At 35.9% G+C, this 23,004-nt stretch carries 25 protein-coding genes; 12 read left to right on the top strand and 13 right to left on the bottom strand.

The annotated features are described in order from the left end of the window. Positions 1-208: 208 nt before the first annotated feature. Positions 209-892, bottom strand: coding sequence for a GerAB/ArcD/ProY family transporter (locus tag J5J03_RS21985; RefSeq protein WP_231710674.1), 684 nt, complete (start codon positions 890-892; stop codon positions 209-211). A 55-nt stretch (positions 893-947) separates the two neighbouring features. Continuing rightward, entirely contained in the window at positions 948-2,177 is a 1,230-nt protein-coding gene (locus tag J5J03_RS09520; protein ID WP_231710670.1) for a spore germination protein, read from the bottom strand. 316 nt (positions 2,178-2,493) lie between these two features. Between J5J03_RS09520 and J5J03_RS09515 the strand changes: the two genes are divergently transcribed. Together J5J03_RS09515 and J5J03_RS09510 are read left to right on the top strand one after the other, a co-directional pair. Continuing rightward, positions 2,494-2,793 carry a DUF378 domain-containing protein gene (locus J5J03_RS09515; protein WP_208589054.1) on the top strand — a complete coding sequence of 100 codons (300 nt, stop codon included), beginning with the start codon at positions 2,494-2,496 and terminating at the stop codon, positions 2,791-2,793. A gap of 267 nt (positions 2,794-3,060) precedes the next feature. Further along, entirely contained in the window at positions 3,061-3,954 is an 894-nt protein-coding gene (locus J5J03_RS09510) for a nucleoside hydrolase (RefSeq protein ID WP_208589052.1), read from the top strand. 166 nt (positions 3,955-4,120) lie between these two features. Here J5J03_RS09510 and sufB read toward each other — a convergent pair whose 3' ends face one another. The 9 genes from sufB to J5J03_RS09465 form a co-directional block, all read right to left on the bottom strand. After that, positions 4,121-5,518, bottom strand: coding sequence for a Fe-S cluster assembly protein SufB (sufB, locus tag J5J03_RS09505; protein ID WP_018930854.1), 1,398 nt, complete (start codon positions 5,516-5,518; stop codon positions 4,121-4,123). Between the two features lie 33 nt (positions 5,519-5,551). Then, positions 5,552-5,995 carry a Fe-S cluster assembly sulfur transfer protein SufU gene (gene sufU / locus J5J03_RS09500; RefSeq protein ID WP_208589043.1) on the bottom strand — a complete coding sequence of 148 codons (444 nt, stop codon included), beginning with the start codon at positions 5,993-5,995 and terminating at the stop codon, positions 5,552-5,554. Further along, on the bottom strand, positions 5,985-7,205 hold the full coding sequence (locus J5J03_RS09495) for a cysteine desulfurase (RefSeq protein ID WP_208589041.1): 1,221 nt from the start codon (positions 7,203-7,205) through the stop codon (positions 5,985-5,987). The genes sufU and J5J03_RS09495 overlap by 11 nt, the downstream gene beginning before the upstream one ends. Beyond that, entirely contained in the window at positions 7,205-8,512 is a 1,308-nt protein-coding gene (gene sufD / locus J5J03_RS09490; protein WP_208589040.1) for a Fe-S cluster assembly protein SufD, read from the bottom strand. The genes J5J03_RS09495 and sufD overlap by 1 nt, the downstream gene beginning before the upstream one ends. 15 nt (positions 8,513-8,527) lie before the next feature. Then, entirely contained in the window at positions 8,528-9,313 is a 786-nt protein-coding gene (gene sufC / locus J5J03_RS09485) for a Fe-S cluster assembly ATPase SufC (protein ID WP_208589039.1), read from the bottom strand. A gap of 884 nt (positions 9,314-10,197) precedes the next feature. Beyond that, positions 10,198-10,521: a thioredoxin family protein gene (locus J5J03_RS09480; protein ID WP_208589038.1), complete on the bottom strand. Its 324-nt coding sequence runs from the start codon at positions 10,519-10,521 to the stop codon at positions 10,198-10,200. Positions 10,522-10,538: 17 nt separating this feature from the next. Continuing rightward, positions 10,539-10,889 (bottom strand): toprim domain-containing protein, encoded by a 351-nt coding sequence (locus J5J03_RS09475; RefSeq protein WP_153836526.1) that lies wholly within the window; start codon positions 10,887-10,889, stop codon positions 10,539-10,541. Between the two features lie 363 nt (positions 10,890-11,252). Continuing rightward, the gene (gene gcvH / locus J5J03_RS09470) at positions 11,253-11,636 is read right to left on the bottom strand and encodes a glycine cleavage system protein GcvH (RefSeq protein WP_208589034.1); all 384 of its coding nucleotides are present in this window, start codon (positions 11,634-11,636) and stop codon (positions 11,253-11,255) included. A 24-nt stretch (positions 11,637-11,660) separates the two neighbouring features. Beyond that, on the bottom strand, positions 11,661-12,017 hold the full coding sequence (locus J5J03_RS09465) for an arsenate reductase family protein (protein WP_208589033.1): 357 nt from the start codon (positions 12,015-12,017) through the stop codon (positions 11,661-11,663). Positions 12,018-12,228: 211 nt separating this feature from the next. Between J5J03_RS09465 and J5J03_RS09460 the strand changes: the two genes are divergently transcribed. The 5 genes from J5J03_RS09460 to crcB are packed head-to-tail and all read left to right on the top strand — an operon-like array spanning position 12,229 to position 15,015. Beyond that, positions 12,229-12,981, top strand: coding sequence for a metal ABC transporter ATP-binding protein (locus J5J03_RS09460; RefSeq protein WP_208589032.1), 753 nt, complete (start codon positions 12,229-12,231; stop codon positions 12,979-12,981). A gap of 13 nt (positions 12,982-12,994) precedes the next feature. After that, entirely contained in the window at positions 12,995-13,858 is an 864-nt protein-coding gene (locus J5J03_RS09455; protein ID WP_208589031.1) for a metal ABC transporter permease, read from the top strand. A 4-nt stretch (positions 13,859-13,862) separates the two neighbouring features. Next, the gene (locus J5J03_RS09450; RefSeq protein WP_208589030.1) at positions 13,863-14,270 is read left to right on the top strand and encodes a Fur family transcriptional regulator; all 408 of its coding nucleotides are present in this window, start codon (positions 13,863-13,865) and stop codon (positions 14,268-14,270) included. Next, positions 14,261-14,656: a fluoride efflux transporter FluC gene (locus tag J5J03_RS09445; RefSeq protein WP_208589028.1), complete on the top strand. Its 396-nt coding sequence runs from the start codon at positions 14,261-14,263 to the stop codon at positions 14,654-14,656. Before J5J03_RS09450 ends, J5J03_RS09445 begins: the two co-directional genes overlap by 10 nt. Next, entirely contained in the window at positions 14,653-15,015 is a 363-nt protein-coding gene (crcB, locus tag J5J03_RS09440) for a fluoride efflux transporter CrcB (RefSeq protein WP_208589025.1), read from the top strand. The genes J5J03_RS09445 and crcB overlap by 4 nt, the downstream gene beginning before the upstream one ends. Here crcB and J5J03_RS09435 read toward each other — a convergent pair. Further along, on the bottom strand, positions 15,005-15,406 hold the full coding sequence (locus tag J5J03_RS09435; RefSeq protein ID WP_208589022.1) for a universal stress protein: 402 nt from the start codon (positions 15,404-15,406) through the stop codon (positions 15,005-15,007). The genes crcB and J5J03_RS09435 overlap by 11 nt on opposite strands. Before the next feature lie 174 nt (positions 15,407-15,580). Here J5J03_RS09435 and J5J03_RS09430 point away from each other — a divergent pair, with 174 nt between their 5' ends. Continuing rightward, on the top strand, positions 15,581-16,726 hold the full coding sequence (locus J5J03_RS09430; RefSeq protein ID WP_208589021.1) for a glycosyltransferase family 4 protein: 1,146 nt from the start codon (positions 15,581-15,583) through the stop codon (positions 16,724-16,726). Positions 16,727-17,034: 308 nt separating this feature from the next. On the opposite strand, the gene J5J03_RS09425 is transcribed toward J5J03_RS09430, so the two are convergent. Next, entirely contained in the window at positions 17,035-18,192 is a 1,158-nt protein-coding gene (locus tag J5J03_RS09425) for an acyl-CoA dehydrogenase family protein (protein ID WP_208589020.1), read from the bottom strand. A 148-nt stretch (positions 18,193-18,340) separates the two neighbouring features. Between J5J03_RS09425 and J5J03_RS09420 the strand changes: the two genes are divergently transcribed. The 4 genes from J5J03_RS09420 to J5J03_RS09405 all read left to right on the top strand — a co-directional run bounded on the left by J5J03_RS09420 (position 18,341) and on the right by J5J03_RS09405 (position 22,723). Continuing rightward, entirely contained in the window at positions 18,341-19,846 is a 1,506-nt protein-coding gene (locus J5J03_RS09420; RefSeq protein WP_208589019.1) for a spore germination protein, read from the top strand. Between the two features lie 7 nt (positions 19,847-19,853). Further along, the gene (locus tag J5J03_RS09415) at positions 19,854-20,957 is read left to right on the top strand and encodes a GerAB/ArcD/ProY family transporter (protein WP_208589018.1); all 1,104 of its coding nucleotides are present in this window, start codon (positions 19,854-19,856) and stop codon (positions 20,955-20,957) included. Continuing rightward, entirely contained in the window at positions 20,944-22,023 is a 1,080-nt protein-coding gene (locus J5J03_RS09410; RefSeq protein ID WP_208589016.1) for a Ger(x)C family spore germination protein, read from the top strand. Before J5J03_RS09415 ends, J5J03_RS09410 begins: the two co-directional genes overlap by 14 nt. Before the next feature lie 67 nt (positions 22,024-22,090). Further along, positions 22,091-22,723, top strand: coding sequence for a YczE/YyaS/YitT family protein (locus J5J03_RS09405; RefSeq protein ID WP_208589014.1), 633 nt, complete (start codon positions 22,091-22,093; stop codon positions 22,721-22,723). The last annotated feature ends 281 nt before the right edge of the window (positions 22,724-23,004 follow it).

Below are 23,004 nucleotides of genomic sequence, written 5' to 3'. Positions count from 1 at the left end.
CCAATTCGGTAACATGACAGATATGATAAATATAAGTATAGATAGCAAATATATTGCATACATTTGCTTTACAAAGGGAACGAAACGAACTACAATCCTAGTAGTCATCCATAATAACAAGGAAAGAAAAATCATAATAAAGATCAGTAAACTTATCAAAAAAAACATCGTGATTCTATCGAATACAAGCCAGTCTATGTAAATAGAATCAAGAGCAGTAACAAAAGGGAATTGAAAAGTAGCAGAGGTAGCTTGTCCAAATGTCAGAATGGGAACATACACGGAGAATAGGGAAAAACGGAAAAAGCAATATGGCAGAAAGTAACACTTTTTTTCTGTCGTAAGTCCGATATGGCTGTATAAAGCCAAGAAATAAAAATACTCCAGCAAAAGAGAAAAAGCCTTTATAATAAGACCTATTTGAAATAAATGAATAATCCATGTCAAAGAGCGGAAAAACATACCTCCAGTCTACATTTTGAAAAGAAAGAATGAAAATAAATAGAAAAAGAGGCAAGAAAACGCATGCTGCTATAAATGTAGTATGAAAAATTACACCTATCCCTTTTGTCGATATATAGGCTGAAATAAATAAGAATGGTAACATTGTAGCCCACAATGGTGTCTCAGAAAGAAAAACGATGTTTATGATTTCCGAATATGCTCTAACCGTAGTAATAGTAGCCAAGACAAAATACACTATAATTGGTATTAAACAAATGAAGGAAAGTACTTTTCCCTGCTCCATATAAATATCAATGATGTTTTTCCCTGGGAAATAGCTTAATCCTTTCATATAAACCCATATAAAAATCAGATGAGTTAGCATTCCAATAAAAACTGGTACCCAGTGTGTGCGATTTGCACTTTCTATTATATCAGTTGGATACATAAAAAAAATTAACCCAACATGCGTGATAAAATACATTAATATTACCTGCAGGTTACTATTCACCTTTTAAGACATCCCTTTCGACATTGAAGTTTAGGTAAGATACTCCAAATGTTCTTAGACTAGCTAAATAAGCAATTATAAAGAAGATTCCTGCTAAGAGTCCAAATACGCCATATATAGAAGCAAAAATAACGATTAAATATTTGTATAGCCTAATGGATAGCGAATTTTGAACACCTACAATTGTAAAATTGGCTATCGTAGTCGCAGCTAGAATAATAATCAATAAGTTACTTACCAGCTTCGCATCAACAATGGCTTGACCTAAAATAATTCCGCCTACCATCGTTATAGTTGGCCCAATGCTTTTGGGCAACCTAACACTTGCTTCCAGAATTAATTCTAAAATTATTAACATAAGAAGAACTTCAACTAATGCAGGATATGGTACTCCTTGCCGACTTTGAGCAATGGATAATGCCATCTCAATTCTTAAAACACCTGGATTAACAGCTACAAGTGCTACATATAAACCTGGTACTAATAAGGTTGCTAGGAGGCCTACTACTCGTAAAGCACGTATAAGAATCATAAGAGGATAAGGGTAATTATAATCATTTTCCACTGTAAACATATCCCATAATAAACCTAGAAGAATGAATGCATTTGGCAGTCTGTCTATAAACAATACCACCCTACCTTGGAATAACTTATTTACTACTTCAGAAGGAAGTTCAGAAGTACGAAATTTAGCCATTGTCAGCCAAGGAGAAAAGCCCATTATAGTTGACATATCTTGTTGATTATGTAATTCCTTTTTTAGATTTTTTTCAATTTGGTTTTGTATTTCTGCTAAAGTATCTTTGTTTACTTTGTCATCCAAATACAACAAAGCCATTTTTTTATTTTGTCTTTTTCCTAAAGAATAAGATTTGACACATAATTTCTCTGAAGCTTTTTCTTTTCTAATTAAACCTATATTGGTATCTATATCCTCGATAAAGGAGCTTTGCGAACCTTGTAGCACATTTTCATTAGAAGGTGGTTCTATCGAGCGGTTCAGTTCCTGTGGAATAGGATCAACGACCACATATTTGCCTGTGGAAGAACAAACGATTAATTTCCCCTCAAAAATAGCTTTGACGGCATCATCTATATTTTTTTCTTTCAATTCACCTATAGTTGCTAAGAAATCATCTATTTCGGACATATTCACATCATTGGGATACTCTTGTAGGATTTCTTTTGTTTTAGGAATATTTACTAACGTATTGAATCCCATTATCTCCACTTTTTTTTTGTAGATATATTTCTTGCTGAAAGAAATCATCGTTATTTTCAAACCTTCTCTTTATCTCTTTGGATAATATCCCCATAAACGAAAATCCCTTCTTTTAATTTATAACTATAACTTTCCTATAATTAACTATTTTATACAGGCAGTGATCAGAAACAAATCCAGTTAGAAATCTGCAACCATTAAATTTCAGTTTCCCATAACACCAAGTGGTGCTCTCACTGGAATATTAATTCGTATAAATTAGAAAAACAAACTAATAATAGATATAACTAACACTCTACAAAAGGAGGTGAATTGAATGAATACCATACAACGTATAGGTTTAGCACTAGTAATTATTGGTGCTATAAACTGGGGGTTAATTGGATTATTTCAATTTGATTTGGTTGCAGCAATATTCGGTGGACAAGATGCTGCATTTTCCAGAGTCATTTATACATTAGTAGGAATCGGTGCTTTATGCTGTTTACCCTTGTTGTTTGCTCCGCAAGCTGACGAAGAAAATAGAGGTGCTGCGAGAGGTAGAAATTTAGCTTATTCTACTGAGTTTGCAGAGGAAAATGATCCGACTGAATTTAACAATGATAAAGAAAATTAATCGAGTATTTTATTTTTTGGGACCGATTTTGATGTCGGTCCTTATGCAATTTAAATTAAGTACTCACCACTAGAAATGATGGTATAAAGCAATGGCAGTGTCAGATATAAGGCACTGCCTTTTAGTATGGGTAAAATTTTTAGCAGGAATTTTGTTGGGGAATGTAGAAGTGTATGTATAATTAAAATAAATAATTACCATCTATTTATATAGATGGAAAAATTTTAGTTGATGGTTAAATTTAATAGATATGGAGGTTTTATCAAAATGGAATTTACAATACCAGCAGAAAAGAAAACAAGGGTAATTATTAATACTGATGCTAAGAATGAAGTAGATGATCAATATGCAATTGTACATACAGTTCTATCTAGTTCATTTGATCTTCATGGAATCATTCCTGCCCATTTTGGTGATCAGAAATCAAAAACAAGTTTACAGGATAGTTATGACGAAACGATGCTACTTTTAAATCTAATGAGGTTGGACGGAAAATTTCGTGTCGAGAATGGAGCAGCAGCCGCTATGCCGGATGAAGAAACACCTATTGACTCCCCTGGTGCTAGGTTGATTATCGAAGAAGCGATGAAAGATGATAGCAGGCCTCTTCATGTTGCATTTTTTGGTCCATTAACTGATATGGCCTCTGCATTGCTAATAGAACCCAGAATTGCAGAAAAAGATATTAAAGTAATCTGGATCGGAGGCGGAGAATGGCCTTCAGGTGGTCGTGAATATAATTTATCAAACGATATTCATTCTGCTAATGTGATTTTTAAATCGAATCTGGAAGTTTGGCAAATTCCTAGAAATGTTTATCGAACAATGCCTGTCGGGTATGCAGAACTGATTGAAAAAGTGTATCCACAAGGAAAAATAGGCAAATATCTAGTAGAACAACTCATTAAATTTAACAATCAAAGCGTATCAAGACCTTCCGAATACCGTTTACTTGGTGATTCCCCAGCAGTTGGTGTAATACTATATGCAGATTGTGGTAAATGGACATGGAAGCCAGCTCCTGTATTTGATGAAAATATGAAATATGTTCATTCCGGTAAGTATCGACCAATTAAAGTATATGAGTCAATTGATTCTCGATTTATACTAGAAGATCTATTTGCAAAATTGGCTCAATTCTGTAGAAATTATGGCAACTAAAATCGACACAATTATAGAGATCAAATCATTTAATTATACCGTCTATACTAAGTAGAAGATGATCAGGTAGATGATTTTTAAATATACAAAAAAAGATAACGAGTTCAGCACAACATTAGCTTGAACTCGTTATCTTAGATTTAACCTCTTAAAGCTTTAATCTCAATTATCCAATACTACCTTCCATTTCGAACTTAATAAGACGGTTCATTTCGACCGCATATTCCATTGGAAGTTCTTTTGTAAATGGCTCGATGAAGCCCATCACGATCATTTCAGTAGCTTCTTCTTCTGAAAGACCACGGCTCATTAGATAGAATAATTGTTCTTCCGATACTTTAGAAACTTTCGCTTCGTGCTCTAATGAGATGTTATCATTTAAAATCTCATTGTAAGGAATCGTATCTGAAGTTGATTTATTATCCATAATTAACGTGTCACATTCAATGTTAGAACGGGCACCCTCTGCTTTACGTCCAAAGTGTACCATACCAAGATAAGATACTTTACCACCTTGTTTGGAGATCGACTTAGAAACGATCGTAGAAGACGTATTAGGCGCTAGGTGGTGCATTTTAGCACCTGCGTGCTGGTGCTGTCCTTTACCTGCTAATGCAATGGAAAGCGTATTTCCACGAGCACCCTCACCTTTTAGAATAATGGCAGGATATTTCATGGTTAATTTAGAACCAATGTTACCATCGATCCATTCCATCGTTGCATTTGCATCACATGTTGCACGTTTTGTCACTAGGTTATACACATTGTTCGCCCAGTTTTGAATCGTTGTATAACGGCAATATGCGTCTTTCTTAACGAAGATTTCAACAACTGCACTGTGCAATGAGTTGGTTGTATACGTTGGTGCTGTACAACCTTCCACATAGTGTACAGAAGCACCTTCATCAACGATAATTAACGTACGCTCGAACTGACCCATGTTTTCAGAGTTAATACGGAAGTATGCTTGTAAAGGTGTCTCCGCTTTAACGCCTTTCGGTACGTAAATAAAGGATCCACCAGACCATACTGCAGTGTTTAAGGCTGCAAATTTATTATCTGATGCCGGAATAACTTTACCAAAATACTCTTTAAATAGGTCCTCGTTTTCTTTTAGTGCAGTATCTGTATCTTTGAAGACAATACCTAAGTCTTCTAAATCTTCTTTTAAGTTGTGATAAACAACTTCAGATTCGTATTGAGCAGATACACCTGCTAGATACTTTTGTTCTGCTTCAGGAATACCTAATTTATCAAATGTTTGTTTGATTTCATCTGGTACTTCATCCCAAGAACGTTCAGAACGCTCAGACGGTTTTACGTAATACGTAATTTCATCAAAGTCTAATTCTGAAAGGTCACCACCCCATTGTGGCATTGGTTTTTTATAGAATTGTTCTAATGCTTTTAAGCGGAATTCTAACATCCACTCTGGTTCTTCTTTCATGCGAGAAATTTCTTCCACTACTGCACGTGTCAAGCCTTTTTCCGTTCTAAAAATCGAAACATCTCTGTCATGAAAGCCATATTTATATTCGCCTATTTCAGGTGCTTTTTTAGCCATACTATTACCTCCTATATTAGGATTTCTTTGTGCTTACTCCTCTTCGTCAACTGCGACAGCTTTTTCCATCGCCTTCCACGCCAATGTTGCACACTTAATTCTTGCCGGGAATTTGGAAACACCTTGCAATGCCTCAATATCCCCAAGATCGAAATCCACATCTTCTACGTCTTCACCTAACATCATTTTGGAAAAAATGGATGACATTTTTAAAGCATCCTCTATATTTTTCCCCTTTACTGCTTGTGTCATCATAGAAGCAGATGACATACTGATTGAACAACCTTCTCCTTCAAATTTAGCATCTTTCACTTTGCCATCTTCAACTTGAAGGTGTAATTCAATACGATCACCACATGTAGGATTGTTCATATCTATTGTAACAGATTCGTCCGCTAGAGTTCCACGGTTACGAGGATTTTTATAGTGATCCATAATAACCTGTCTGTATAACGTATCTAAATTATTAAATGACATCGCCGAAATACTCCTTCGCTCGCTGTATTCCTTCAACTAATCGGTCAATATCACTTTCATCATTATATAGATAAAAGCTTGCTCTTGCTGTAGCTGTTACATCTAACCATTTCATTAATGGCTGTGCACAGTGATGACCAGCTCTTACCGCAATACCTTCTGCATCCAGAACTGTAGCTGTATCGTGTGGATGAACACCATCAATATTAAAGGTTACCAGGCCACCACGTTCTTTTGGTCCGTAAATGGTCAGTCCATCGACTTCAGAAAGTTTTTCCTGTGCATAATTCGCAATTTGCTGTTCATGTTCCAGAATGTTATTCATTCCAAAATCGGATAGAAAATCAATCGCTGCACCTAAACCAATTGCTCCAGCGATAATCGGTGTTCCACCTTCAAACTTCCATGGAAGGTCTTTCCATGTAGAATCATAAAGTCCTACAAAATCGATCATTTCTCCACCAAATTCCACTGGTTCCATTTCTTCCAATAATGCTTTCTTACCATAAAGCACACCAATACCAGTTGGACCGCACATTTTATGACCAGAAAAAGCATAGAAATCACAATCCAAGTCTTGCATATCCACTTGCATATGTGGAACACTTTGGGCACCATCTACTACGATCACTGCACCATTCTCATGAGCAATTTGAGCAATTTCCTTAATCGGATTAATCGTACCTAATACATTGGAAACATGTGTTACAGCAACCAGTTTCGTATTTTCCGTAACAGTGGAACGGACAGAATCAAGTGTAATCGTTCCATCAGCTTCCATTGGAATATACTTTAATGTTGCACCAGTATATTTCGCTGCCTGTTGCCAAGGAATAATATTACTATGATGTTCCATTTCGGTAAGGACAATCTCATCACCTTCTTGTAGAACGTGACGAGCATATCCATAAGCAACTGTATTAAGTGAGGTTGTTGTTCCACGGGTAAAGATCACTTCTTCCGTTGAACTTGCGTTGATAAAGTTTTTTACTTTATCACGAGCACCTTCATATTGATCGGTTGCTCTTGTACCTAGTGTATGAACACCGCGGTGTACATTAGAATTATGTTGCTTGTAATAAGCTTCCATCGACTCGATAACAGATAACGGTTTTTGTGATGTTGCCGCTGAATCAAGATAAACTAGCGGATGGCCGTTTACTTCTTGATTCAGAATCGGAAATTGCTCACGAATAGCTTTAATAGTCATTAGTAGACTTTCCTTTCGATAACTTCGGTCAATTGTTCACGTACTGCATCAATTGGAATCTCCTTAACAACCGGAGCTAAGAAACCATGAATAATGAGACGTTCAGCTTCTTGCTGAGAAATACCACGGCTCATTAAATAGTATAGTTGCACTGGATCAACACGACCGACAGATGCTGCGTGTCCTGCTGTAACATCATCTTCATCGATTAACAGAATAGGGTTTGCATCTCCCCGAGCATCTCTACTTAGCATTAATACACGTGATTCTTGTTCTGCATTTGCTTTCGTTGCACCATGTTCGATTTTTCCAATACCATTAAAAATAGATGATGCACTGTCTTTCATAACTCCATGTTGAAGAATGAAACCTTCACTTTGTTTACCAAAGTGAACAATTTTAGCTGTATAGTTTTGCGATTGATCTCCACGACCTACAGATACTGTTTTTGCATAAGAATATGAGTTATCACCAATTAGGTGTGTAATATTCTCAGATACGGTGTTACCGTCATTCATTTGCCCAAGGTTCCACTCAATACGAGCATCACGATAAGCTACTCCACGACGGTTAACATATACTGTTGTACCTGCAGCAAAATTATCTACAGACCCAAAGTTAATGTTCGCATTATCATGCGCAATAACTTCTGCCACAATATTAGCTACCGCATGTTCTTCTTTATTTTGTGAAATATAGTTTTCCACATACGTTAAAGAACTGTTCGCTTCTGCTACTACAATTACATGGTTAAAGGTAGCTGCTTCCGGAGCTTCTTGCCAAAAGATAGCTTGCAACGGCTCTTCAATTTGCACGTTTGTTGGTACGTACACAAAGACGCCACCGTTCATTAATGCCGTGTGTAGTGCAGTTAATTTATGTTCATCAATTTGTACAGCATCTTTCATATAATAACGCCTTACAAGATCACTATGTTCTTGTAATGCTGTTTGAATATCTGTTAGTATAACTCCTTTTTCTTCTAAGCCCGAAGCAAGTGATTTATACGCTACAGATTGATTACGTTGGATGACAAGATTCTCATTCTGATCTTCCATATCCAAGAACACTTGAATATCTTCAGGTAAATCATTGAGTGAGTTGATGGATTCACCAGCAACGTCATGTTTGTAGTCATCAAACTTCCAACGTTTTATACTCGTTTTATCCGGTTTTGGCATTTCAAGTCCTTCTGCCAAGTCAAGAGCTTGTAAGCGCAACTCTTTCATCCATTCCGGTTCTTTTCTATTTTCTGAAAATGATCGGACATAGTCCTGATCATATGGCAGTTTAGTTTCCACAGTCATACGATACCTCCTATCTTATGCTTTTTGTCCTACAGTTTCATCTTCAATACCAAGTTCTTGCTTAATCCAGTCATAACCTTCCGCTTCTAAGCGTTGAGCTAATTCAGGTCCCCCAGATTTCACTACACGACCTTCCATCATAACATGTACTTTGTCTGGAGTAATATAATCCAATAAACGTTGATAGTGCGTAATGATTAAGCAACCGAATGACTCATCACGTAGTTTATTGATACCTTTTGATACTACTTTTAGCGCATCGATATCTAGACCAGAATCAATTTCGTCAAGGATACCGATAGCTGGTTTTAACATCATTAATTGAAGAATCTCGTTACGTTTCTTCTCACCACCAGAGAAACCTTCGTTTAGATAACGTTGTGCCATATTTTTATCCATCTCAAGATAATCCATTGCTTCGTCCATTTCTTTAATGAACTTCATTAAAGAAATTTCGTCACCTTCTTCACGGTGGGCATTAATAGAAGAACGTAAGAAATCAGAAGTTGTTACACCACTAATTTCACTTGGGTATTGCATAGCTAAAAATAGACCAGCTTGTGCACGCTCATCTACTTCCATTTCTAATACATCTTCCCCATCGAGAAGAATTTCACCTTTGGTTACTTCATATTTAGGGTGACCCATAATTGCAGATGCTAAGGTTGATTTACCAGTACCATTTGGTCCCATTACCGCGTGGAATTCTCCACCTTTTATGGTAAGGTTAACACCTTTTAATATTTCCTGACCTTCTATTTCAACATGAAGATCCTTAATTTCTAAAGTAGAACTTGCCATAACTACATACCTCCAAAGCTTTTAAAATGTAATGATTTGAAGTGGAATTAAATCCATTCTCACTTTATTCTCATTATAATCTTATACTATTTCGAATCTATAATCAACCATTTTACCACTATCGAAATCAACTGATTTTATTCATTCCATCTGATATTATACCACACTTAACCCGTATTTATCGATCTATTACTAATAAAAGCCCATCCATTCCAGATTCGGATAAGGGGGGGTGGACATTTAGTGCGTTATTTGGCTGAAAACCGCGCGTTTTTCGATGTTTGTGGACATTGAATCCCTTATTTGGCTCATTTCGGCTTAAATTAGCACTATTTTCGATGAATAGCGGAACAGATGTCCGCGACTACCTTAATAACGGCACTTTTGTAACAAATAACGGAACAAATGTCCACGCTCAGTTCAAATTCACCGGGCAGTATCTTTATAAAAAAACAACAGCTACTTTTCGAGAAGTAACTGTTGTATCTTTGTGTCTATTTTCATTTCATTTATTTATTTTTTCAATTATTATCTGTGAACTAAGCGTTCTACGTCTTTCACAACTTCTTGGCTTTTTTTATAGCTAGTTTCTCTTTCTTTTTCTACATCTAATCGTTGAGAGAGTTTACGGCTATATTCCGCATATCCTACTCCGTGCGACTGATGCATCGCTTTTTCCATTTCCGTTGTGTACTGTAGATGTAATTGGTCACTAATAATAAATCAATCCTTTCTTTATTTGACAATTATTATTGTAACATCTTCTAACATAGTGACCAAATACACTGTGAGGAGATTAGCGCAGATACACACCCACCTGTAATCAAATATAACTAATACAAAAATATATGATATAAATTCTTACAAATTACTTGATTTTATTGCTAAATGCTTTGTTTTTGTTTCCATCCTTCCAAAACAGCATGTAATTTAGTTACCGATTCAAATGCATACAATTGATCGACAACCACTCCATCTTTCACCAATAACAATGCTGGTACACTCTGAATTTTATTTTCCTTCATAAATTCCGGAAAAAAGGAAGCATTCATTCGGTAAAAGAACTGTGTTTGATCTGCTTCTTCCAAGATTCCTAACATTCGTTCTGCTAATTGACAAGTCGCACAAAAAGGTGTGTGCACGAAAATGACCAGCGATTCCTCATGACGTAACAATTTCTTCCATTGTTCTTTTTTTATATCTAGCATTACAATCTCCTTCTATTCTATAAGTAATCTGGGTTGATCATTATATGTGATGAAATCAGCGCTACTGCTAACTCAGACTCAGGTGTAGCTGCCACTTCTCGATACGATTTATCAATATAAATATGAATTGCATGTGGTAATTCTTTAGAAAGTTGTTTTCTTAATTTCTTACCAGCCTTATCTTCGTCAACCAGTATAAAAACATCCCGATAATCCATATTAAACATTTCAATCAAATTTTCCAAACGTTCCACATTAATCGTACCATTAGTACAGACAATTTCTACTTCCTCATCCACTAATTTTGCCACTTTTTCTTTATCAGTTCTACCTTCCACTATGATTACTTTTATTTCTTGTTTTGACAATTGGCTCACCTACTTCATCAAAGTTCAAATAAAACCAAAAGCTATTATTTATAACGGTGCTTCCCGTAAGCCTCCGCTGATAGAAGTCTCACTTTATTGTATGGATACACTTAATCAAGTTATGACAGACTAATGGTACTTGGATTAGAAAAGCGCAAAGCGCCCGGTTAGAAACGTAGCGGCTTCAGAATTAACTGAGATAAAGGAATCACGGTGAGTTTACGAACCGATGATGACTTATCGTAGGGCGGTTCGTGAAGTCGCCTAGTTTCTGGCGCTCGAAGCTAGCCAGGCACCCAATTTTTATACTTCCTTTCCTGTTAAAAAATATAGCATCCGCTACATGCGAATGCTACCTGTTGGCTACGCCTCATTAATCATCTTATCATAGTCTTCAGCAGATAATAAATCATCTAATTCTGACTGGTTACTTGGTTCTACTACAATCATCCATGCTTTATCATATGGGGATTCATTTACTAATTCCGGATTATCCTCTAACTCGATATTTACTTCCACTACTTTACCTGTAACAGGTGCATATAATTCTGAAACAGTTTTAACTGATTCTGCACTACCAAATGGTTCATCCGTTTTGATTTCGTCTCCCACTTCTGGCAATTCAATAAACACAATATCTCCCAATTCTGATTGTGCATGATCAGTCACACCGATTCTTACTTTAGCTTCTTCTTTTTTCACCCACTCATGCTCTTTTGAGTATAGATAATTTTCAGGTAAACTCATGAAAAATCCTCCTAAATTGTATATTTAAATCCAAGTCTGCTCAAATGTTTCTTCTTTAAACCCAACTGACACTTGGTCTTCGCCAACTGTCAGTGGTCTTTTTAACAACATACCGTCTGAAGCGAGATAATCCAGCATTTCGTTTTCTGTAGCTTCCTTTAATTTATCCTTCAAGCCTAGTTCTCGATATTTCTTACCACTTGTGTTAAAGAATTTTTTATATGGTAAACCACTTTTAGCAATGATCTTTTTTAATTCTGCTTTGCTAGGTGGGTTGTCTACGATATGTATAGCTTCATAATCAACTTCATGTTCATCTAACCATTTCTTCGCTTTTCGGCAAGTCCCACATTTAGGATACCAATAAAACTGAACTGTCATGTATTACCCTCCTCCTTTTCGTTGCTATTATTTTAACGAAAAGATAAGATAAAAAGCAAATGATCTAATTGGTATTTCATGACAGTATCGAAAAAGTTATTATACGGAAGAAAATCTCACTTTATCTATAGCACACTGTCCGTTTTTGGTAATTTACAAAGCGTAATGATTACGATACAATATGATAAGATTGAAAACGAAGGTGATAAACATGATAAAACCAATTGTTGAGATGGAGAATGTCAGCTTTCATTATGGTGAGCGACAAGCTTTATCAAAAGTTAATTTTATTATAAACGAAGGTGACTTTATTGGACTTGTAGGACCCAATGGCGGAGGTAAAACTACCTTAATCAAACTATTGTTAGGGATGGAAAAGCCAACTGCCGGGAAAATCGAGCTTTTCGGTCAACCAATTCGGAAATTTAAAGAAAAAAGTAAACTAGGTTATGTTTCCCAAAAAGCAAACAGCTTTAACAGTGGATTCCCAGCAACAGTAGAAGAAGTCGTAACAATGGGGCTCACTTCTAAGTTAGGCTATTTCAGAAGATTAACACGTCAAGATAAACTACACATTTATGAAGCAGTAGAAAAAGTCGGAATGACAGATTATCTTTCTGAAAATATTGGAGAACTGTCTGGAGGTCAGCAACAGCGAATTTTTATTGCGAGAGCGCTTGTCAGTGACCCAAAATTGTTAATCTTGGATGAACCTACTGTCGGTGTTGATGCTGAGAATGTAGAAAAGTTTTTTGATTTATTACATGAATTAAATCAGCAAAACATCTCTTTATTATTAGTAACCCATGATATCGGAACGATGACACATCACGCCTCTAAAGTAGCTTGTTTGAACAAAACATTGCATTTTCATGGTAATCCAAATGAGTTCCAAACACTATCCAAAGATAAACTATCGGATTTTTACGGTCACCCCCTACACCTAGTGACCCATGAGCATTAATGGAGGAACAATTATGTTAATGAATTTATTCGAATATGAGTTTTTAAGAAATACTTTTTTTACGGGTATTATTATCGGTATTATCGCCCCATTATTAGGTGCTTTTATTGTGGTACGACGATTATCGTTGATAGCTGATGCATTATCTCACGTCACACTTGCAGGAATTGCATTTGGACTGCTACTAGAAAAAAAGACAGGTGCTATACTGATCACACCTTTTTATTCAGGATTAGGTTTTTCCATTATTGGCTCTGTCATTGTTGAACGATTACGCCGTGTATACACTGCCTTTCAAGAATTGGCTATCCCGATTATTTTATCTGGTGGCGTCGGATTAAGTGTTATTTTTATTTCGGTTGCAAATGGATTTAATACAGACTTATATAGTTATTTATTTGGCTCTGTTTCAGCAGTAAGCAGACAAGATTTATACAGTATTATCATTATTGCTGTTATTGTTTGTACGGTTATATTTTTCTTATATAAGGAACTGTTTTTATTATCCTTTGACGAAGAACAAGCAGTGGTAACTGGTATACATGCTAAAAGGATTCATTTTATTTTTATCGTGTTAACTGCACTCGTGATTGCTGCTTCAATACGTATTGTTGGTGTTTTATTAGTTTCAGCATTAATGACATTACCTGTTGCTGCTAGTATTCGTATTGCAAAAGGATTTAAACAAACGATAATTTATGCGATAATATATGGAGAAACAGCTGTTATTTTTGGGTTAGTGTCTGGTTACTATTTAGAAATACCACCAGGTGGTACGATCGTCATGCTACTCATTCTTTTATTAATAGCAACGATTGTAACCAAAAAAGTAATAGCAAATATAAATAGCAGAAAGCATCGTTTAAAAACGGGGTGATCAAATGAATACAACGGAAGCACTTGGTATTTTAAAAGAAAAAGGTTATAAATATACGGATAAGCGAAAACACATGATTGATTTCTTTGTACAAGAAAATCGATATTGTACGGCAAGAGACTTATTGCAGAATATGGAGCCGAATTACGAAGGAATAAGCTTTGATACAATTTATCGAAACTTGCATTTATTTGATCAGCTAGGCATTTTAGAGTCTACTGAATTAAATGGTGAAAAACATTTCAGACTTAAATGTGATCATCACCATCATCATCATTTTATTTGTAAAAGCTGCGGTGTTACCAAAGAAATTCACCACTGTCCAATGGATGAAATCTCAGAGGAACTAAAGCAGTATATGATTGACGACCATAAATTTGAAATCTACGGTTTTTGTCCTACATGTCAATGAAAAAGAAAGAATTAAAACTATTTTTAGCAGTTGGGATTGGTGGGGTACTCGGAGCTCTTCTCCGTTATATCATTGCAGAATCCGTATCATATATCAGCTTTCCTGTCGGTACAACCATTGTCAATTTAATCGGATGTTTTGTATTAGCATATGTTACATTTCATCCTTTTTTTAAATATAAGTTGTCGCCAGCTATCTTTACGGCGTTTACAATAGGACTGCTGGGATCTTTTACTACCTTTTCCACCTTTATTGCAGAGAGCGTATTGCTTTTCGATGGAAGCACCGAATGGCTCATTCTTTATCTGGCGATACAAATTCTCGGTGGTGTAGGATTAAGTATTATTGGTGCTATGTTAGCAATCAGCAAGGAGAAGATCACATGAGTTATTTGTTCGTTGGTTTAGGTGGCTTCATTGGTGCCATCCTTAGATATCTGTTAAGCCTGCAATTTAACGCAAGTAAATATTGGCTACCTGTAGGTACATTACTTGCCAATTTTACAGGTAGCATCCTTTTTGCTTTTACTTATCTATTTTATCAAGCAGAATGGATTTCTTTATGGACATGGAACTTTTTAGGTGTAGGAATTTGTGGAGCATTTACCACTTACTCCACATTTAGTATTGAGGTTGTTAAAATGCTGGAGCAAAAACAATCGAAGAAAGCACTCCTTTATCTGTTCGGATCCGTTGCGATCAGTTTTACTACGATATTTACTATTTGGAAAGTCATTACTTTATAATCATGATCGGACAGTTAATATGTTTAGCTGTTTTATGACTGACACTCCCTAAAACCATTTCTTGAAATCTATTTAATCCTCTACTCCCCATAATACAAAGGTCAACTTCTTCACGTTTTGCATATTTCACAATTTCCTGTTTCGGATCTCCAATTAAAATAACTGTTCGAAAATGAACATTGTCCTTTTTCAATTTTTGTTTCGTTAATTTTAATCTTTCTTCTACCAAGCTCGCCATATTGACCGCTTGTTTTCTTTTCATTCCATTATTCATGACAATAACTACATCTAACCGGTACTCTGGTACACTTTTCACAAATTTAATAGCGTGATCCGCCGCTCTTAATGCATGCTCAGAACCATCTGCAGCTAGAATTATTTTTTGATACATACCGCATTCTCCCTTTCCTACTACTCCTATTATAGCAAAAACTTTTTTCGCGTTGAAAGCGTTATCTGAATTTGTGTTAGGATTATTTTACATTTATTTTACATATTCATGTTGTTCTTTACATTTTTTCGACATATGGTTGAAGTAAGGAATAGTTCCTAGGGGGGAGACAATATGAAAATTGCTATCTTTACTGATACCTTTCTTCCAGATGTTAATGGGGTTGCCAAGACACTGGGGCGTTTTACGAAGTATTTAGATCAAAGTCATCATTCTTATATTGTGATTTCACCAAAACAACCAAGAAAAGAAATAAGCGCTGGGCAAATCTACCGTCAATCGAGTTTTCCATTTCCGCTTTATAAAGATTGTCGTATTTCTTTGCCAAATACTATCCATTTAAAAGAAATCATCAAAAAATTCCAGCCTGATATCATCCATGTCGCTACACCCTTCTCTATTGGTTTAACTGGTCTTCATCTTGCGAAAAAATACAATATTCCCATTGTTGGTTCTTACCATACTGATTTTGATCATTATTTAAAATACTATCATTTAACCTTCCTATCGAAAGCACTTTGGCGTTATATGGAATGGTTTCATCAACCATTACTTCGAATATTCGTACCGTCTTCTGTAACCTACCAACAATTACAAGAAAAAGGATTTCAGCGTTTGCAAATTTGGCAGCGCGGTGTTGATACAAACGTTTTTCATCCATATTACTCGGCTGAAAAAATTAGAAAGAAATATAATATTAAGGAACGCTATATTTTAAGTTATGTTGGTCGGTTAGCACCAGAAAAAAACGTAGAAATCCTACCACAGATTGCAAAACAACTTCCTTCCGAGCTACAAGATAACATCCACTGGCTTATTGTTGGTGATGGTCCATCTAAAAATAGCCTAAATAATGACTGGCAGCAAAATGTAACATATACTGGTTTTTTACCACAAAACGATGTAGCTAAAATTGTTTCCACCAGTGATTTATTTGTATTTCCTTCTGAAACAGAAACATTTGGAAATGTAGTTTTAGAAGCACTAGCAACAGGAACACCAGTAGTTGCGGCTAATGAAGGTGGCGTAAAAAGTATCGTGCAAGAGGGTTTTACAGGAAAATTATGTAATAGCAATCATTTAGAATCTTATATTAATGCTATTCATTCAATATTGAATGATGAAGATTGGCGAAAGCAATTGAAACAGAATGCCGTTCGATATGCGCAAAAACAACGTTGGGAAGACCGTTTTGAAGAATTACTCAGCACTTATCAATTTATATTAGAAGATACCAAAACCAACCAAAAGCATGCTTAAACAACTAAGCATGCTTTTTATATTAGCAATATAAACCATGTCAAACAGAACTTAACGTAGTACGCCAAAATTAAAAAATACAAACAAAATATATATACTGCTAAATAATGTGGACATGGATTTGCCTTCTACCATTCTTTTGTTGATGAGTGCTTGACCGTCGCTGCGGAAAGCGGAGTATTCTGCAGGAGCGTTTTAAAGCACTCATCTGTAGTCAGAATGGAACAAGCTACACCAAGACAAATTTTCACAACTTCTTATTTGTAGCTTCTACAAATAAGAACTGATTGATTATGTCGGATTAAATATTATGAAAATGCGTTTTTGGCTAATGAAGAGATGACCATGTCATCCATCGGTGGATTATGAAGCCCTGCTCGCACATCTCGGTAATATTGCTCAAAGGGCATATTTTTAGACAAGCCACGTCCCCCAACAATTCGCATCACAAGATCGACTACTTCATTAGCACTATTAGTAGCAACTAACTTTACAGCCCCCAATTCTTTCATTAACTGTCTTCGTTTATTTGGATATATATCCCATTTCTCTGCAACACTATACATAAAGTAACGTGCCTGTAATAACTTTAAGTCTATTTCCCCCACTTTATTCCGAACATGTTCCACTTCAGATATCGGCTTATTTAAACTATTGGGTTGAAATTCTTTGGCAAATTGAATCACATCATTGCGAGCTGCCATTGCGATGCCTAAGTAACAGGCTGGAATATGTAATAGCCACCCTTTGGGGCCGGGGCGCTTTGGTTGATCACTTACTTCTACTAAGTTATCTTTTGAAACACGTACATTCTCCAGAATTAGATCGTCACTTCCTGTTCCGCGCATACCTAACGTATCCCATGTTTTCTCAACACGAAGACCTTCTGTCTCTTTCGGAATTAGAATCGAACCGACAGCATCTTTCTCTTTCACATAAGCTGTGACAATATAATAATCTAGCTCTAATGCCATTGTTGTAAAAGTCTTTTTACCATTAATAACATATTCTTCCCCATCTAAAACAGCAGTAGTTTCCGGAATTCCGCCACGGGTTGGACTTCCAGTTGCAGGTTCTGTAGCACAGCGGTTTACTAGCTTTTGTTTCTCCCCTATTTCTTTGGCAATGTAATCAAATTTTTGTCGATCCCATAAGTTCTCTTCGCTTAACTCTTTAACTACTCCCAAATGCCAACCTATAGACAAAGCTGTTGCCCCATCACCTTCTGCTAATCTCTCCTGGATAAGCAAAAATTCATATAAGGATAGCGATTCTCCACCATATTCTTTTGGTAACGTTAAGGATAAATAGTTATCGTTGCGTAACTCTTCGATATTTTCTTTAGGCAAAGCTGCCTCACTATCGGCTTGTTGCCTTCTATTTTTGATTTTCTTTGCTAATTGTTCTGCTTTCCGGTAAAGCATTTCATGACGATCTGTCTGAAGAAAGTTACTTGACAAGTCCATAATTCTGCCTCCTTTCCATGCTACTTTGATGATAGCGAACTATCTTGATTTTTGCCACTAATCTACTCAGTGCGTATCAATGAATAGATGCATAGTTAAAAGTCAAACAACACATACTAACAATAATCTTTCACCAAGAGGTATTATCATGATAAGAAAAAAATTCTCCCACAAACGCAATCAAAATAAACAATCTAAAAAAGATGTAACCAATTTTGATGACTTATTCCATGTCATGCAAGCAAGTGATGATTTTAAGCATTTTAAGTTAGGGAATATAAATAATATTGAAGTCTTTTATTATCAATCGTTAATCAATTTAGACAAGATTGAAGTTACACTCTTCGAAAAATTAGAAGACACTAAGATTGATAAAATTGAAGTATTAGAAAACTTACTACCTTTTTCAGAGACAGAAATAACTTCAGATTTAACCACAATTGAAGATAAATTACTAACTGGTTATATGGGACTAAAACTTACGAATAATAGTCAAAATATATTACTGATTCCCGCAAAGTTTGAAGTCGATCGGCAAGTAGCTCAACCTGAGATCGAATTCAGTGTTATCGGTCCTAAGCTCGCTTTCATCGAGGATATCAATACAAACATTAACCTCATTCGGAAAAGAGTAAAGCTACCACAATTACATGTTAAGAACGTTGAAGTAGGGAAAGTGACCAAAACAAATGTAGCGATTACCTATATAGATGGAATCGCTAATCAAGATAATGTTGATACCATCATACAAAGAATTTCCGATATTGAATATGACCAGATTATGGACAGTTCCTTTGTTTCTCAGATGATATCTGATAATGCTCAATCGCCTTTCCCACAATTAATGGATACTGAACGCCCAGACCGGGTTAGTAGTGCTTTAGTGGAAGGAAAAGTGGCAATCGTCGTTGATGGATCTCCACACGTACTAATAGCACCGACTACACTAGTTGAATTTTTTGCTTCCTATGAAGATTACTTTTTAACATGGCCGATTGCCAGTGCATTTCGAATTATTCGTATTTTTGCAGTTATCTTTTCTGTTCTAATTACACCGATGTATGTTGCCGTGTTAACTTATCATTATCATATTGTTCCTGGAGACCTTTTAGGAACCTTAATTTCCTCTAGAAAGGACATTCCATTCCCTCCGATACTGGAGGTTTTAATATTAGAATTAACAATCGAGCTATTACGTGAAGCTGGGGCACGTCTTCCTACGAAGATCGGCCAAACAATTGGTATTGTTGGTGGTATTGTGATCGGGACAGCAGCAGTAGAAGCAGGGCTAACAAGTAATGTGCTACTTATATTAATCGCATTAGCCGCACTGGCATCCTTTACTACACCTATCTACCGGATTGGTAATACTATACGATTACTGCGTTTTCCATTTATTATATTTGCCCAAATGTGGGGGCTTGTCGGGATTACAATTGCGGCTATGTTTCTCGTCACACATCTCCTAAGATTAACTTCACTCGGAAGACCGTTCCTGGAGCCTTTATATCCTCCTCGTTGGCGAGACTTGAAAGACGCTGTAATTCGATTTCCATTTAATGTACAAGGGTCAAGACCTGTTATTACCACAGCAACTGACAAGCATCGGATTAATACTAACAGAACGAAGTTAAAACGAGGTAAGCGAAAGTAGGTTGATCATGAATCATTTTAAACCGGACATCACACAAATGGTTTCCCCGTTTTTATTGCTCTATATTGTTCATGCAACTCAAATCGGAGAAGGGATTTTAAGCTTTGAACGCCACATTGCGCGTATTGCTGGTTATGATGCTTGGATTAGTATTATTCTAACCGGTGTACTGACAACCTTTGTTGTTGTAATTATTTGGAGAATAGTCGGAGAGGAACAAGCTGACTTCATGACAATTCATCAGTTTATATTTGGTAATCTATTCGGAAAATTGTTAACTTTTATATTCAGTTTATATCTGTTCGCTATCTCCATGACTGTATTAGTTTCCTATATTGAAATTATTCAGATTTGGTTCTTCCCTGATATGTCGATCTATTTTTTTATGTTTATTTTAGTCATGTTAATCCTATATATTAGTTTAGGTGGATTTCGCATCGTGGTCGGATTCGCGTTTTTTAGTGTCTTTGTCACCGGATTTTTAGCCATATTCAAATACAAAGCTTTTACGGATGGTCATTTTAATAATTTATTACCTGTCTTTAACACCCCACCAAAAGATATCATCCTTGCTATGGAACCAATGTCCTTTAGTTTATTAGGTATTGAATTAATTTTAATTTACGCACCGTTTATACATCGTTTTCAATCAGGATTAAAGTGGGCCGTTTCAAGTAATATTTTTACAACTATAGTCTATTTTTTTTCGGCCATTGCGATATTTATGTATTACAATGAGCAGCATATTCAGTTTATATCTTGGCCAACTCTACAATTATGGAAGGTTATTAACTTCCCGATTATCGAAAGGTTTGAATATGTGGGAATTAGCTTACACATGATCGCCATCATAGCAACTAGTTGTCTTTATTTTTGGGCAAGTATGCAATGTTTTCATCGGATAACTACTTTCACCTTTCGAAAAATTAGCATTTTTTGTGCACTTATAGGGATTTCAAGTATTTTTTTCATTCACAATTTTCTTATTATCGAAAAAATAACACTCACTCTGTCAAGAGTTGGTATGGTCCTATTATTTGGCTATATTCCTTTACTATATGTTTGCCATAAAATTGCATCAGGAGTGAAGAAAAAACATGCGAACAAATAACATATGGCTTATATTGTTGTGTTGCTTAGTATTAACAGGTTGTGTCAAAACGAAAATACTTGATGATGTCGAATTAATCATGACATATGGTTTCGATTGGGATCCAGCTACAGAAAAATATAAAGGGATCGCTGTTGCTCCAGTATACGGTAGAAGTGAACAAGCAGAATTGGGTGAAAATATCCGCTATACTGGCGAAGCTAAAACTCTTCAGGAGATTAATTCTTTTATTCAGACGGAAGCACCATTTCAAGTAGAAGTTGGCAATATTTTAGCTATTCTATTTAGCGAAGATCTCGTAACTAATGGAGTTGAGGAAATTATTCACGCAATTAATGAAGCCCCAGATATCGGACGTGATATTAATGTAGCGATTACACAAGGAGATACAGAAACACTATTAAAGACGGAGTATAAGATGGAGTTAACACTTTCACGGTTCATCGAAAAACTGATTGAAAATAATAGTAAATCAAATATTCCAAAAATGAATTTACATCAATTTAATTATCGTTTAATTGGGGATGGGATGGATCCTTTCCTTCCTATCTTAGAACAAAGTGAAACTTCTATCGATATAGCAGCTTTAGGCATGATGAAAGATGATAAATTAGTCCATCGAATTCCCTATGAGCAATTTTTTATTTTTAAATTATTGTACCAAGATTGTGAAGATCATACGTATGAATTCGAATGGGAAGAAAAAAGCGAGACTATTGCCATTAGCTCGATTCGCTCGACAAGAAGTATACATTGGAAATCAAAAAATGAGGTAGTCATTAAGGCTGATATCATAGGTACGTTAACCGAATCAAAAAAAGAGGGGGTCAAAACATTTGCTAAAAAGAAAGAACTGGAACAGGCTGTTTCTAAAAAGCTGAAAGAAGAAAGTAAGCAATTAATCCAGACTTTTCAAGAGCTAGAGATTGATCCTCTCATGGTTGGCGCTTCTGCCAAAAGTAAATTCAGAGATTGGAATCGAAAAGAATGGGAATCACAATATCCAGAAATAACGATTACCCCTGACATCTCATTCGAGTTAGATTTAAGTAATATCGTACAATAAAGAGACTCCCTTTGTTTCTTTCGTGCCATTTTTTTGTTATAGTATATCGTGCTAGGAGGAGAATAATATGTTACCAAAAATGGCACGATCATTTGTTATATATATCATAGGTATTATTACGTTAACACTAGGTATATCGTTAACGATTCAATCACAATTAGGAGCATCACCTTTTGATGCTTTACTCGTTGGTTTGTATCGAACATTCGGATTATCGATTGGAAGCTGGGAAATCATCGTTGGCTTTACCATCGTCATGATCAATGCGATGGCAATTAAAGCAAGACCTGAATGGTTCGCCATGTTAACTTCATTCATCACAGGTCTTGGAATTGATTCATGGTTATTTATCCAAGGGACTTGGCTGACACCTGACAATTGGTTGGAGCAATCAGTCATACTACTACTTGGGATCATTTTCAGCGGAATCGGTATTGCTATCTATCTAGAGTCTAGCTTTGCACCAAATCCGATGGATCGCTCCATGGTTATCATAACGGATAAAACCGGCTTATCGTTTGGTAAATCTCGTGCTATCATCAGTATTGCCTTAGTGATCGTCGCCCTGCTGTTTCAAGGCGATGTCGGAATCGGCACCTTAATTAACGCTCTAGTTACTGGTGTTATTATTCAAGCATTACGGCCGTATGTTGTTTTAGTAAAGCAGAAATATGATGTTCGAAGCATGAAAGCAAGCTAAATGCTAAGTTAGCCATTATGACATATATAGACCGTATAACCACTACTCCGGCTTGCCCACTTCCCTCCGTGGGTATCCGCGAAACACTCAGTTGCAGGGTTGCCATGCACTAGCTATCTTTAAAATGACAAGTCCATCTGAATAACTATCCTTGCTTTTTTAATTAACCTTTTCCTTTTTACTTGTTTATAGAAGCTGTGCTACCAATAATTTCTAACCTTACGAGCAAAAACCCGTTTTCTAGACTGAAAACGGGTTTTTCTATACGACAATAAAGCTAT

Origin of the sequence: Gracilibacillus suaedae (assembly GCF_017599345.1) — a bacterium.
GTDB lineage: Bacteria > Bacillota > Bacilli > Bacillales > Amphibacillaceae > Gracilibacillus > Gracilibacillus suaedae.
The sequence above is the reverse complement of the archived record's forward strand: the minus strand, read 5'-3'. Positions and strand labels throughout refer to the sequence as shown.

Coding starts and splice junctions, on each gene's coding strand:
- J5J03_RS21985 (WP_231710674.1), bottom strand. CDS start 892: ATGTATCCAACTGATATAATAGAAAGTGCAAATCGCACACACTGGGTA.
- J5J03_RS09520 (WP_231710670.1), bottom strand. CDS start 2,177: ATGGGATTCAATACGTTAGTAAATATTCCTAAAACAAAAGAAATCCTA.
- J5J03_RS09515 (WP_208589054.1), top strand. CDS start 2,494: ATGAATACCATACAACGTATAGGTTTAGCACTAGTAATTATTGGTGCT.
- J5J03_RS09510 (WP_208589052.1), top strand. CDS start 3,061: ATGGAATTTACAATACCAGCAGAAAAGAAAACAAGGGTAATTATTAAT.
- sufB (WP_018930854.1), bottom strand. CDS start 5,518: ATGGCTAAAAAAGCACCTGAAATAGGCGAATATAAATATGGCTTTCAT.
- sufU (WP_208589043.1), bottom strand. CDS start 5,995: ATGTCATTTAATAATTTAGATACGTTATACAGACAGGTTATTATGGAT.
- J5J03_RS09495 (WP_208589041.1), bottom strand. CDS start 7,205: ATGACTATTAAAGCTATTCGTGAGCAATTTCCGATTCTGAATCAAGAA.
- sufD (WP_208589040.1), bottom strand. CDS start 8,512: ATGACTGTGGAAACTAAACTGCCATATGATCAGGACTATGTCCGATCA.
- sufC (WP_208589039.1), bottom strand. CDS start 9,313: ATGGCAAGTTCTACTTTAGAAATTAAGGATCTTCATGTTGAAATAGAA.
- J5J03_RS09480 (WP_208589038.1), bottom strand. CDS start 10,521: ATGCTAGATATAAAAAAAGAACAATGGAAGAAATTGTTACGTCATGAG.
- gcvH (WP_208589034.1), bottom strand. CDS start 11,636: ATGAGTTTACCTGAAAATTATCTATACTCAAAAGAGCATGAGTGGGTG.
- J5J03_RS09465 (WP_208589033.1), bottom strand. CDS start 12,017: ATGACAGTTCAGTTTTATTGGTATCCTAAATGTGGGACTTGCCGAAAA.
- J5J03_RS09460 (WP_208589032.1), top strand. CDS start 12,229: ATGATAAAACCAATTGTTGAGATGGAGAATGTCAGCTTTCATTATGGT.
- J5J03_RS09455 (WP_208589031.1), top strand. CDS start 12,995: ATGTTAATGAATTTATTCGAATATGAGTTTTTAAGAAATACTTTTTTT.
- J5J03_RS09450 (WP_208589030.1), top strand. CDS start 13,863: ATGAATACAACGGAAGCACTTGGTATTTTAAAAGAAAAAGGTTATAAA.
- J5J03_RS09445 (WP_208589028.1), top strand. CDS start 14,261: ATGTCAATGAAAAAGAAAGAATTAAAACTATTTTTAGCAGTTGGGATT.
- crcB (WP_208589025.1), top strand. CDS start 14,653: ATGAGTTATTTGTTCGTTGGTTTAGGTGGCTTCATTGGTGCCATCCTT.
- J5J03_RS09435 (WP_208589022.1), bottom strand. CDS start 15,406: ATGTATCAAAAAATAATTCTAGCTGCAGATGGTTCTGAGCATGCATTA.
- J5J03_RS09430 (WP_208589021.1), top strand. CDS start 15,581: ATGAAAATTGCTATCTTTACTGATACCTTTCTTCCAGATGTTAATGGG.
- J5J03_RS09425 (WP_208589020.1), bottom strand. CDS start 18,192: ATGGACTTGTCAAGTAACTTTCTTCAGACAGATCGTCATGAAATGCTT.
- J5J03_RS09420 (WP_208589019.1), top strand. CDS start 18,341: ATGATAAGAAAAAAATTCTCCCACAAACGCAATCAAAATAAACAATCT.
- J5J03_RS09415 (WP_208589018.1), top strand. CDS start 19,854: ATGAATCATTTTAAACCGGACATCACACAAATGGTTTCCCCGTTTTTA.
- J5J03_RS09410 (WP_208589016.1), top strand. CDS start 20,944: ATGCGAACAAATAACATATGGCTTATATTGTTGTGTTGCTTAGTATTA.
- J5J03_RS09405 (WP_208589014.1), top strand. CDS start 22,091: ATGTTACCAAAAATGGCACGATCATTTGTTATATATATCATAGGTATT.